The sequence below is a fragment of the Dapis purpurea BLCC-M126 genome (genome assembly GCF_050015975.1).
Lineage (GTDB): Bacteria > Cyanobacteriota > Cyanobacteriia > Cyanobacteriales > Microcoleaceae > Trichodesmium.
The window spans coordinates 1-13129 of the sequence record NZ_JBNHER010000188.1 but is presented as its reverse complement, the minus strand read 5'-3'; the positions used below and the strand labels follow the sequence as shown (position 1 = coordinate 13129).

Annotated in this window: 9 protein-coding genes; 6 read left to right on the top strand and 3 right to left on the bottom strand. The window is 34.2% G+C overall.

The features are described from left to right. Positions 1 to 240 precede the first annotated feature (240 nt). Positions 241 to 1413 carry a DNA replication/repair protein RecF gene (recF, locus tag ACP6PL_RS16560; RefSeq protein WP_426546364.1) on the bottom strand — a complete coding sequence of 391 codons (1173 nt, stop codon included), beginning with the start codon at positions 1411 to 1413 and terminating at the stop codon, positions 241 to 243. Positions 1414 to 1582: 169 nt separating this feature from the next. Beyond that, the gene (locus ACP6PL_RS16555) at positions 1583 to 1717 is read right to left on the bottom strand and encodes a hypothetical protein (RefSeq protein ID WP_426546363.1); all 135 of its coding nucleotides are present in this window, start codon (positions 1715 to 1717) and stop codon (positions 1583 to 1585) included. Between the two features lie 127 nt (positions 1718 to 1844). Here ACP6PL_RS16555 and fmt point away from each other — a divergent pair, with 127 nt between their 5' ends. The 4 genes from fmt (at position 1845) to ACP6PL_RS16535 (ending at position 7304) form a co-directional block, all read left to right on the top strand. Further along, positions 1845 to 2909 carry a methionyl-tRNA formyltransferase gene (gene fmt, locus ACP6PL_RS16550; protein WP_426546365.1) on the top strand — a complete coding sequence of 355 codons (1065 nt, stop codon included), beginning with the start codon at positions 1845 to 1847 and terminating at the stop codon, positions 2907 to 2909. 683 nt (positions 2910 to 3592) lie between these two features. Next, positions 3593 to 5236, top strand: coding sequence for a mechanosensitive ion channel family protein (locus ACP6PL_RS16545; RefSeq protein ID WP_426546362.1), 1644 nt, complete (start codon positions 3593 to 3595; stop codon positions 5234 to 5236). A gap of 508 nt (positions 5237 to 5744) precedes the next feature. Next, positions 5745 to 6215 carry a cupin domain-containing protein gene (locus ACP6PL_RS16540; protein WP_426546361.1) on the top strand — a complete coding sequence of 157 codons (471 nt, stop codon included), beginning with the start codon at positions 5745 to 5747 and terminating at the stop codon, positions 6213 to 6215. A gap of 351 nt (positions 6216 to 6566) precedes the next feature. Continuing rightward, positions 6567 to 7304: a sulfite exporter TauE/SafE family protein gene (locus ACP6PL_RS16535; protein WP_426546360.1), complete on the top strand. Its 738-nt coding sequence runs from the start codon at positions 6567 to 6569 to the stop codon at positions 7302 to 7304. Between the two features lie 541 nt (positions 7305 to 7845). Here the strand turns inward: ACP6PL_RS16535 and lysS are convergent. After that, positions 7846 to 8991: a homocitrate synthase gene (lysS, locus tag ACP6PL_RS16530; protein ID WP_426546359.1), complete on the bottom strand. Its 1146-nt coding sequence runs from the start codon at positions 8989 to 8991 to the stop codon at positions 7846 to 7848. 597 nt (positions 8992 to 9588) lie between these two features. Between lysS and ACP6PL_RS16525 the strand changes: the two genes are divergently transcribed. Then, a complete protein-coding gene (locus tag ACP6PL_RS16525; protein ID WP_426546358.1) occupies positions 9589 to 10554 on the top strand; it encodes an acetamidase/formamidase family protein in 966 nt (321 codons plus the stop codon). Positions 10555 to 11047: 493 nt separating this feature from the next. After that, on the top strand, positions 11048 to 12979 hold the full coding sequence (locus ACP6PL_RS16520) for a heavy metal translocating P-type ATPase (protein WP_426546357.1): 1932 nt from the start codon (positions 11048 to 11050) through the stop codon (positions 12977 to 12979). Positions 12980 to 13129 lie beyond the last annotated feature (150 nt).

Genomic DNA, 13129 nt, shown 5'->3' with positions numbered 1-13129 from the left:
TTTTCAATTACTTTACAGCGGTTTTCATATTAATAAACCACAATGATACTGACTCATTACTCCTTACTCATTACTCCTTACTCCTACAACAGTTTTGTGGTCTACTCAACTGAAAAGCGCTGTAATAGATATCTCGCTAAATTCCCCACCGGAGAGTGGTTAGGGGTTGGTCTCCATCTCCCCATCTCCCCATCTCCCTATCTCCCCAACCATATAATAAGTATTTAACCGGATTTGATATCAAAAATCAAAGAAATAGCTAATCTTCCCCGAATGTACCGAAAGAATTTGAGTATTTTGTAACCACTGACCATCAAAACATCCTAAATGAGTAGTAGTAATCAAAGTTTGAAAACGATCAGTAATTGCTTCTAACAATTGATTTTGTCGATGCAAATCTAATTCCGCCAAAACGTCGTCTAATAACAATAAAGGTGATTCCTCGACCACCTGCTCAATAAGTTGTAATTCAGCTAACTTCAAAGCTAATACCAAAGTGCGTTGCTGACCTTGGGAACCATATTGTCGTGCAGGAGTATCATTAATAGTAAAGGTTACATCATCTCTATGAGGACCTACCACTGTAGTGCCTTGATATTGTTCGGCGATCGCTCTTGTCTTGATTTTCTCTAAAAAAGCCTGACGTACTCCCTCCAAACTATCCTGAATAATTAACTCTTTACTATCAACAGTTACATTTGCTAAATATTCCATTTGTAAAACTTCCTTACTCCCACTAATAGCATGATGCCACTCATTCGCCAAAGGTGCTAACCTCTGCAAAACTCGTTGTCGTCGCCGAATTACTCGCGATCCAATAGTTGTCAACTGAGCATCCCACAAAGCTAACTCTTGAGCAGGAATAGAATATAAGGAACCAAGACTTTCTGCTGCTATCTTTTGCTGGCGGATTTTCTTTAACAAGGCATTTCGCTGCCGCAGAACTTGATTATACTGCTGGAGAATGTGAGCATATACAGGTTCAAGTTGCACCAAAAGTCGGTCTAACCAATGACGACGAACTTCCGGTCCACCTCTAACCAAATCTAAATCTAAACTAGAAAACTGAACTACATTCAGAATGCTTAAAAAGTCGAGATGGCGACGTAAAGTTTCACCGTTAACTGCTATAGTACGTCTACCTTGACTCCGCAGAGTTAGAGTCAAGTCAATATTTCCCAGTTTTCTTTCTAAAGATGCTTGAATTTGACCTGCTGGTTTGCTATCTAGGATTAAGTCGCGATCGCGAATTGCTCGGTGAGACTTAAGAGTAGAAAGTAATTCTACTGACTCTAGTAGATTAGATTTTCCTTGAGCATTATCTCCGACCAAAATTGTTTTAGCAGCATCAAATTTAACTTGCTGGTCTCGATAGTTTCTAAACTGTCGTAAATGTAAATGTCTCAGGTACATATTCAGAAGGAAGAAGGAATCAGCCGGAAGACGACAATAAAGCAGTATAGTATATGTATAGAGTTCAATTACTATAACGTCTTAGTTTCTACAGGTCAAACACCAACCATAAGTATACTAATATAAAATACGAAAAATTCTGGCACGAATAAAGCATCAGATAAAGCTTCTAATTATGAAGTACAAAAAATTCTGCAAATATACGAATCTCCCAATCTCCCCATCCCCCATCCCCCAATCTCCCCATCTCCCCATCTCCCCATCTCCCTATCAATCTTTGGTAGCAAACATTAACGTATTTCATATAAATTTATTCATAGGGTTCCTCATTCCTTCTGTAAAAAAATAGTATAACGTCTTAGTTTTTGCATATTAAGACACCAAGTTTAAGTATACTAAATTTATCTATAATTTTCCTAATTACTTTTGTGATGAAAATAATATTTTTTGGCACACCTCTATTTGCTGTTCCTACTCTAGAAAAATTATTAACCCATTCAACAATAGAAGTTGTGGCAGTTGTCACCCAACCCGATAAAAGACGCGGGCGAGGCAATAAACTCATTCCATCTCCAGTTAAGTCAGTGGCAGTTGCCCATAATATCCCTGTCTGGCAACCGCGCCGAGTTAAAAAAAATGCTAAAACTCTCAACTTATTAAGACAAGCACAAGCAGATGTATTTGTCGTAGTTGCTTATGGACAAATCTTGTCTAAAGAAATTTTGGATATGCCGAAGTTAGGTTGTGTGAATGTTCATGGTTCGATTTTGCCAAAATATCGTGGTGCTGCTCCTATTCAGTGGTCTATTTATCATGGCGAGGCGGAAACGGGCAATACTACGATGTTGATGGATGTGGGAATGGATACTGGTCCAATGTTATTGAAGAGTGTAACTCCTATTGGTTTGTTGGATAATGCTGTATCCATAGCGGAAATTTTGGCAAAGGATGGGGCAGATTTATTGCTGGAAACTTTGTTCAAGTTGGAGGAAAGAGAAATTGAAGCTATTTCTCAAGATGATTCTCTGGCAACTTACGCTCCACTGATTCAAAATTCTGATTATGAAATTGATTGGTCGAGGAGCGCTTTAGATATTCACAACCAAGTCAGAGGATTTTTTCCTAATTGCTTTACCAGTTTTCGGGGTCAGTCTTTGAAGGTAATGGCAACTGTGCCTGTGGGGGCTGAATATTGGTCAGAGTTGCCTCCGGAATTACAGAAGTTGGAGAAGGTTTGGTCTTCTGAATCTGAAGTGGTTGGAAATATCGGGGAGGTTGTCAAAGTAATTAAGGGTTTAGGACCTGTGGTGCAAACTGGTACTGGTTGGTTGTTGTTGTGGCAGGTACAGTTGGCGGGGAAAAAGGCCGTTTCTGGTTGGGATTTTGCTAATGGTCGTCGTTTGGCAGTGGGGGAAGTTATAGCAGTCGAAACAAAGGGTACGGAGATTAACTCAATAGACATCTCCAGAAAAGAGGGAATAGGGAATAGGGAATAGGGAGAAGTAATTGATAATTTATGGATAATAATTGATTTCATTTTGGATTTTTGGAGATGTCTAATAGTGGTGCTTAGACATTTTTTGGCATAAAAACTGCTTCAAAGTCAGTCTAGACAAGGGAATTACGTCAACACCCTAAAAATGGCTAAAACCCTTGCTTATAAAGGATTTATACCTTTTGGACGTAAAAACCTCTCTCTGTCTATCTTTGAGTCTATTTTATACTGCTATTTTGTGTAAGTCCCGATAGACATCTCCGATATAATTCCCATTTCTCCTGACTCCTGAATTCTGAGTTCTGACCCAAAAATCAGGTCAATAACCTCCACTTGGATAGAGAATGATAACAATAAACTTCAGTCTTTCAAGCTTATGGCTTCAGGTCGGTACTGATAATTGATAACTGGTATTAGGTTTATCGTTGTCTTTAACTTCCCATATTTCTTGTGGTAAATTAATAATGTCTTCCAAAATCGAAGAAATATTCACAGGGGCCTAATTGTATAATCTGGTATTGTTCCTTTTGGCAAGATATTGACCAGAAAAAAGGTATCAAGCCTCCCCCTTTAAAGGAGATAAAAAAGAAAATTCAGTATTTCAAGCCTCCTACTTCAGTAGGAGGTACTGATAAATGATAACTGAAATGAAACCTCAAAAAAGAATCGGAATTAATTTAGACTATGTTGACACTTTTACAAACATCAAATTCTTCAGCTATATACTCACTTCCTTGGCTCCAACAGGGAGGACTTTTAGCGATCGGAATAGTTTTAGGATTATTTATATATATGGTACTATTTTCCGCGCTCAAGTCTTTATTTCGCCGTTCAAATAATGAAATAGGTATTTTAACTGTAAACATTTTACAAACTCCTCTACTAATACTTTTTGTACTAACTGCTCTCAAAGTATTAATTTACAGTTTAAATTTGTTAGAAAATTTCCCTTTCATTGAAAGATTATTAACAGCAGGAATTGTTGCTGTTATCACTTATTTGATCAATCAGTTATTTACTCAAGTAATTGCTTATTCTCTCAGCAAATATGCAGAAAAAACAGAAGCAGACTGGGATGATGTCTTAGTTCCCCTGATTAAAAATACCCTACCAATTCTCATCTACTTGATAGGAGGCTTTTTATTCATCCAAACATTAGGAATAGATTTAAGTGGGTTATGGGTGGCATTTGGTGGTATTACATTTGTACTCGGTTTTGCACTCAGAGATATTTTATCTAATTTCTTTAGTGGTTTGGTCTTATTAGTAGATACACCATTTCAATTTGGTGATGTTGTGGCTTTACAAGATGGCTCAATCGCTGTAATTAAATCTATTGGAATTAGGTTAACAACTTTATATTTAATTGACAGTCATTGCGATTTGTTAGTACCTAATGCTGCTTTAGAAAGTCAAAAGTTGATTAATTTTAGTCGCCCTAATTCTAGCTATTATTATACAATTATTGTACCAATTAGGGCTGACAGTGACCCCCATCAAGCTATCAAAATTATCGAAGAAGTGATTTTGAGCCATCCAGATACATTAGGAGAGATTAAGAAAAAGTTGGTAGCTATAGAAAGTTTTTACAGAATGACAGATCAATTATTAGACAGTGAAGATAATCTTTCATCGAAAAAAGAAGCTGGTCGTCAACGTCTTCTAGCAGAGGAAAAAGTTAAAGTTAAGCTAGAAGAAGTTAAGAAAGCGATCGCTGAGTTAGTTGGTAAAATTAAGTTTATGGAAATGGAGGGATTAGATTCGGGAGAAATTAGGGCAATTCAAGGTTATTATTTAGATGTAGTGAGAATGGTAGGGTTGGAAACAGTATCAGAAAAACAAAAAGGGCAAAAGTCATTATATTTGCAAGAATCACAGAATATGGATGAAGATGCTTTAATTAGTTTGCTGAGAAGTTGGTATCGAAACTGGCAAGAAGATCCAGATTTAATTGATACAGATAATGAAGTTTTAGAAAGTGAGTGGGAAAGAAAAATAGATTTTTTAATCAAGAGAATGAACAAGTTATTACAGCAAATTATCAATGGTAATCAGGGTTTGTCAGAAACAAAATTGGATGATTATACTGAAGAATTATGGAAATGGATACAAGAGAGATTTCAAACTTATGCTTCCTGGCAGTCTCCTAGAATTTGGATGCAAGATGTGTCGATAGGTGGCGCTCGTGATAGTAGTACTATTAATATGGCTGTAAAGTTTTTTGTTGATAATATTAAATTGGAACAATGTCAGCGTGGCAACCGCATCCGCAGTGAAGTTCATGGGGAAATTGTCCGGCAACTGAGACAAGCTTATTTGTACAGATAAATGGCTTTGTTGCATAAAAGTAGTGATATCAGGACTTACGCAAAGGTACTATGTATAAAGTTCAAAAACTATAGCGCTATAGTTTTAAATGCTATATATGTGCTCTCTGGGTAAGTCCCGTGATATATTAATTCAAGGGAATCTTGCTCCATGTTTTTGTGTATTGCAGACAACATTTGTCATAGTAGTGCCTGGAAATTTGTGATGTATGATTTGGTTTAGATTGTATTAATCTACAATTCGGATTATGGGTTAGTTGTGATATTGACATACTCCCGACGCTCCCCTACGGGAGAGCGCGGGATTCTTCAGCCAAGGAAACCTTAAAATTTTCTGAAATAATTTAGTTTTTGTATCAAGATTTACTATATTCCAAAAAATTTATAGTAATAGGTCAGATAATTTTAAGTTAGCCAAAGCAAAAAATTAATACTTTTATCACATTTGCTATCAGGTAACTGAGATATTATTAATTATAGTGTAGTGTAGTCTTCAAAAAACACTGAGAATGGTTGCTAATCAAGAATTGACAGAAAAATCTTCTAATAAAAGTCCAGAACCACAGGTTTTTCAACTTAAAACTCAACTTTTGAGTAAAGGCAGGAGTGACTATACTCTTGCTAAAACTGATTTAATGAGTGTGAGAATTAAATGTTACGCTCAAGGGGGAGAAAATGTTTTACACTCCCATCCAGGAGAGGATCATACTTTTGTTGTTTTAGCAGGAAAAGCCAGATTTTTTGGTAAAGATGGTGAAGTTGGAGTTTTTACCAGAAATCAAGGTATTCTGCTTCCTAGAGGTAGTTTTTACAACTTTCAAAGTTGTGGAGATGAACCTCTAGTTTTATTACGAGTCGGTGCAGAAAAAGAAAAAATTCCAGTTAATCGTATAGGTGTTGATGGCAATTCACTACCAGGAAAATCTAAGGAAAATAAACATGAAGATGGTGTGCCAATAGAAGGGTTATATTATGAATAGCTAATATCTTAAAAAAGAAAGTTAATTAAGTAAAAACTTAATTAATGGTGTTAAAAATTGATTTTCTATAAAGTACTAAGTAGGTGGGTTGAATTATTCATAAAATCGGGACGAAGATTCAAAACAGTTAAAAGCTTTAAAAAATTACTTTCTGGCTTCATTTTCTGATTTTTCGTTTTCAATTTTATTGATGCCCATCTACTTCAATTGACTCAATGTTTCTATTGGTAGATTTTGGAGAATATTATTTAATTATAACTCCTCATTTAATTTTAACTCCTCTCGGAAATTTAAAATCCAAAAATCAAGCTAAGAAAAATCGTAGTAAAAAATTTTTATTTATAAAATAATATGACCTATATATGGTTAACATTAGCAAGTATTATCGGATGGTTTGTCAGTACCCTAGCAGGTGGGGGTAGTTCATTTCTATTAATGCCAATAGTTGGTTTTTTTTTGGGAGCTATAGCTATCGCACCAATTATTACAATAGGAGCAATTATTGGTAACGCCGAACGTGCTGTTGCTTATCGACAAAAAATCAACTGGACAGTCATTTGTTGGGAACTACCTGGTGCTATTGTTGGTGGTTGTTTAGGGGCTTTTATGTTGACCCAAATTCCCGTAAGATGGCTGAGTTTTTTAGTAGGATTATTTCTATTGATTTCTGGGATAAATTTAATTCTTAAGAATCAAGAAAAATCTTTTACTGTTCCTGCATGGTATTTCCTGCCAGCAGGTTTTATTTATTCATTTTTGTCAGGGATTATTGGTAGTATGGGACCTTTACTTGCACCATTTTACCTGAATTATGGTTTGGAAAAAGAAGAATTATTGGGTACTCAAGCAGTTAACCGGATAGTAGTTCATATTTTTAAGGCAATCACTTATGCAGTTTTTGGTAATTTAACTTTGCCTTATTTGGGATATGGAATACTCATAGGAATAGCTGCTTTTCCAGGAAATTGGTTGGGTCATTTAGTATTAGAAAAAATTAGTCCTCAACTATTCCGTCAGTTAGTAATTACTTTTGTGATTTTCAGTGGTGTTTTTCTTCTCTGGGAACAAAGGAGTCTGTTAATACTTTAGCTAGAGCTATTCTTTTTCATAAGTATTCATTAATGGATAATGAATAATGGATAATCGATAATGAATAATGGATAATGAATAATGGATAATTCGCTCTGGTTAAAACCGTAAAGGAATTGGAGATCAGGAAATCACAATTTCTTTTCTTGGTCGATTTGATATGGTGAGGAAACCTCCGCATTCATGTTGGCAACAGCCGTTAATGCAGTTATGCGCCAGCAAAACGACCGCTTTTTCTCTTGAAATGAAATAGAAGACTTTAAACCAAATTGATTAATTATCCTAAATCTACCTTATACAGTTTCATAAAAATAAAAGGTAAAATAGTATTGCCTGAAAACTTTCAATCAATACCGTCAAGATACTATCTAAAATTATTTCAGGGAATTATTTTACACAATCAGCGTGAAATTATTAGCGATTTTATTTAAGTGAATTAGCATAAAAAAGAGGGATTTTAAGTTGAGTGGTTTACTTGACTCTCTTGTAAATTGCTACAAGTTTGGTAATTATATTTACCCCAAATATTCACCCAAAAAATTTAACCAATATTTTGGTGGTATGACAATAAAATTTCATCCACATTTTCTAGTGTAACTTTCTCCCTGTCTGCTAATTTTTTAATTGTCTGAGTAATAGCTTGAATCTGAAAACTTTCTAGATTTAGACCTAGTTGATGAGCGCGATGTGCAATACCATTTTTGCCTGTTAGTTTGTGATTAATTAAAATTGACCGATTCAAATCAAAATCAGTGGGATTTATTGGTTCATAAGTTCTAGAATTATTCAGAATTGCTTTAGTATGAACTCCAGCTTTATGATTAAAAGCAGCTTCTCCAACAATACAATGATCGAAGGGAATAGAAACTCCTATTTTTTCCGCTACTAATTGATTTAATTTATGAAGATAAGATAGAGAATATTTTCGATTTAAAGTTTCTGGATCGAGGGTATAAAGACGAGCAATTAATCCAGCTAAAGGAGTAATACCATTGCGTTCACCAATGCCTAAAACACTTGTATCAATATGAGTTACTCCTGCTTCAAAAGCAGCAAAACTATTAGCAATAGCACAACCTGTATCATTATGACCGTGAAATTCTATATCTTCAGAAAAGCATTGTCTCATCTCTTGAATTAATTGATAAACTTGATGGGGAGTGGCTATACCTACTGTATCAGCTACCCCAAAACGATTGACAATCCCTAATTTATTAATTGCTAAATAAACTCGTAGTAAATCTGATAGGGAACTACGAAAAGAATCTTCTGTGGAAAAACGCAATTCTATTTGGGGATTTTGTTGATGAATAAAAGTAATAACTTCTACAGCTATATCAATAATTTCATCAATACTTTTACCATGACTAAATTGACGTAAGAGTTTAGATGTACCCATAAATAGATTAATACCATCTACACCTGTATCTAGGGCGATTTTTGCATCTTCAATATGGCAGCGAATATGGGTAATAACTTTAGCTTGTAAACCTAACTGAGCTAAGTTTTGACAATCTTGATATGATTGAGGGGAAACAGTTGGAGATGTTACTTCAATATATTCTACTCCAAATTGATCTAGTGCCCTAGCAATTTCAACTTTATCTCCTGTAGAAAAATTTGACTTAAAAAATTGTTCTCCCTCTCGGAGAGTAGAATCAACTATCGCTAGTTTACTTAATAACATTTTTTTAGTTTAGGTATAATTCCATAATTTTAGATAAACATATTATAGGGATGATTGTTAGTATGATTAATTACAATTTATTTTCAAAAAAATGCTAGATATTAAAATAATTTAAGATAGCTTAAGTTATTTTTGAATTTAGCAATCTTGAACTAGCTATTAGCTTTTTCAGGTTGGGTGAAAATCCCTGCAAAAGATTTAAAGCAGGTTTATTCTTTAGTAAGGGTAAGGGTTTAGAGCAAAGGTTTAGTACCTAAACCCCTACAGATTATTGAATTTTATAATAATGGGTTTACTAATAGATAATGGATAATTACCGATGATTAAAACTGTAACGGAATTGAATATAAGGAAATATGCTAGTACTTTTTTTATCTTGAAAGAAAAAGTTTTATATTTTTATTTTTCAGTAAATAATAGGAAATATAAAAGAATATAAAAGAATAAAAAAACTATCTTGTCGTAATTTTTAAAACCATATTGTAGCTAATAAATAATTAGTTATGATTATAGAATGATGATGAATCTTAGACAGCGAAAATGTTTTTCCAACTGTTTACTGTTCCCTGCTATTGATAAATATTAAAACCAAATAAAATGACTCATCACGTTTTAAAAGCTAACTGTCAAACTGTTCATTTAGGAGGATTTTCACATCAACTATCTCCAGCATTAATAATTAATTCTGGAGATAGTGTAGATATAGAAACTTATACTGGTTACTATCTTTATGACCAAGCACCTGAATATTTTTTGACTCCAGAATTTCTAGAAATTTGTCATAATTTACCAGTAGAAAGAAAAGTCGGTCTGGGTCCTCATTTATTAACAGGACCGATATATATTAATGATGCTAAACCGGGAGATGTACTAGAAATTATTCTGGAAAATATTTACCCTAGTTTACCGATAGGATTTAATTCTATTCGTCGGGGGTGGGGAGCATTACCCGAACAATTTATGGAACCAAAATTAAATTTTATTCCATTAGATTTAGAGAAAAAAATTGCTGAATTTCCTCCTAATAGCGGGATGAAAATTCCTCTTCAACCATTCTTTGGAATTTTAGGAGTTGCTACAGAAAATACTGAACGTTGTTCTATTCCTCCTGGTAGTTATGGAGGTAATATTGACTGTCGAGAGTTACAAGTTGGTTCGCGAATATTTTTACCTGTTTTCGTGCCGGGCGGTTTATTTTCTATTGGGGATGGTCATTCTGCACAGGGTGATGGAGAGATAAATGTAACGGCGATTGAAACTTCAATGAATGGTACTATTCAGATTAAATTGAGAAAAGATTTACAAATAAGTTTTCCTATGGCAGAAACATCTACTGATATTATTTCTTTTGGATTTGGAAATACTTTAGATGCTGCTTTTGAATTAGCTTTAAAGCAAATGATTAGTTGGTTAGAAAAATTTGTTGGTTTGAGTCGTGAAGATGCTTATATTTTGTGTTCCCTTGCAGTGAATTTTCATATTACTCAAGTTGTGAATAATCCTCAAAAGGGAGTACATGGAATGTTGGCAAAATCTATATTACCGTTAGAATTTAACTTCTAAATTCTGAATTCAGAATTTAGAAGTTAAATTGTTCCTGTGACTAATTTTTCTATCAATCTTAGTTTGATAAAGCGAATTCGGTGGTTAATTTGGTACAACTGAAGGAATGAATATTTTTTGCCTGTTCCCTATTTCCTATTCCCTAAAACTATAAATATATGTACTTAGGGACTTGCGCAAAAATAAAGTATCAGTCAAACAAGCTATACTCAAGAAATCGCAAAATCTGATTGGTAGATTAATAAACCGTAAGTCCCTTAATGAAGTATAAAACTGCTGCATCTTAAATAGAAATCTAGCGTTTTTCAGGTTACTGAGGTACAGTTGTTTTTCTTCTTTTCTATTCCCTGTTTCCCGAATTACTACTTCCTATTCCCTAAAACAAACGAGTCTGGGAATTGCTATATCTTAAATATAAATAATATATAGGTTGATTTTCAATTTAATTGATTATAATATCGATCATAAAAATCATCTGGCTTTAGGAAAAAAAATGGATAATCATAATCATTCTTATTGTTGTAGCTGTGACCATGAAGAAAATCATAATCAGACTAATCAACCTATAGGATATTTCAATTTAAAACAGGAAATTTTACCTTTACTTGCAGTTGGTATTATCTATATCTTAGGTTTGATTTTCTATCAACAATTAGAAAATACTGCCTATGGTATAGGGAAATACATAGTGTTTATTCCTATCTATATATATAGTGGATCGAATGTACTTTCTAGCGCCGGGAAAAATATTTTGAAAGGTAGAATATTTGATGAAAATTTTTTAATGACTGTGGCAACATTAGCAGCAATTGCTATTGATAAATTACCTGAAGCTGTAGCAGTAATGTTGTTTTATCAAATTGGGGAAACATTCCAAGAATATTCGGTTAAACGTTCCCGTAATTCTATCAAGTCATTATTAGAAGTTCGTCCTGATTATGCAAATTTAAAAATTGATGATTCTCTGAAAAAAGTATTTCCTGAAAAGGTAGAGGTTGGAAGTGAAATAGTTGTTAAACCAGGAGAAAAAATTCCTTTAGATGGTGAAATTATTTCTGGCAATTCTCAAGTTGATACTTCAGCTTTAACTGGGGAATCAATACCTAAGTTTTTCACAGTTGGACAAATAATTTTAGCAGGGATGGTTAATCAAACAGGAGTATTAACAATTCGGGTTACTAAACTTTTTGACGAGTCATCAATTGCTAGAATTTTAGAATTAGTTGAAACTGCTAAAAGTAAGAAATCTAAAACGGAAAGATTTATGACAACTTTTGCCAGATACTATACTCCAGTCGTTGTCTTTATTTCCTTAGCGATCGCTCTTTTGCCTCCTCTATTTATCTCTGATGCGACTTATGCTGATTGGATAAATCGGGCATTAATTGTATTAGTCGTTTCTTGTCCTTGTGGATTAGTAATTAGCATTCCTTTGGGTTACTTTGGCGGAGTTGGTGGAGCTGCGAAACGAGGAATTTTAGTTAAAGGTTCGACATTTTTAGATGATTTAGCTGCTATTAAAACTGTGGTTTTTGATAAAACTGGAACTTTAACAGAAGGTCAACTTCAGGTGACAGATATTGTGACAAAAAATGGCTTGACTCAACAAGAATTAATAGAAGTGGCAGCCAAAGTTGAATCTTTATCAAATCATCCTATTGCTCAAGCGGTTTATAAATATAATTCCACTAAAGTAGATAATTCTGATGTGTCAGAGTATCAAGAAATTGCTGGATGTGGAATTAAGGCAAAAGTTGGGAATAAAACAGTTATTGCTGGAGGCGATCGCCTCTTACATTTAGAAGATATTGAACATGATATTTGTGATGTGGGAGATACGGCGGTTCATTTGGCAATTAATAGTAAATATGTTGGTTATATTACAATTTCTGACCAAATTAAATTAGATTCTGCTCCGGCAATTAAATCTTTGAAAAATTTGGGGGTAGAAAAAACTGTAATGTTAACCGGAGATAATCAAAGTGTTGCTCAACGGGTAGCAAAAAATCTAGGTTTAGATGATTATCAAGCAGAATTATTGCCAGAAGATAAAGTTACTGCCATTGAAAAATTACTCCATCAAAATAATGGCAAAGTTGCTTTTGTTGGAGATGGAATTAATGATGCTCCCGTTATTGCTCGTGCCGATGTTGGTATGGCGATGGGTAGTATGGGTTCCGATGCTGCAATTGAAACTGCAGATGTTGTTATTATGACGGATGCTCCTTCTAAGGTTGCTGAAGCAATAAAGATTGGGAGAAAAACTCGCCGTATTGTTTGGCAGAATATTGGTTTTGCTTTGGGAGTAAAAGGTTTATTTATTTTATTGGGAATGGTCGGGTTGGCAAGTATTTGGGAAGCAGTCTTTGCAGATGTTGGTGTGGCGTTGATTGCTATTTTTAATTCTAGTAGAGCACTGACTTAATTAAAGAATAACGATATTTTTTCACGATTCATCTGTTCTGCCAGGGTGCTTCAGAAAAAGTATTAACTCTGGCTCCAGAATTAATAGTCAGAAAATTTCACGATTCATCTGTTCTGCCAGGGTGCTTCAGAAAAAGTATTAACTCTGGCT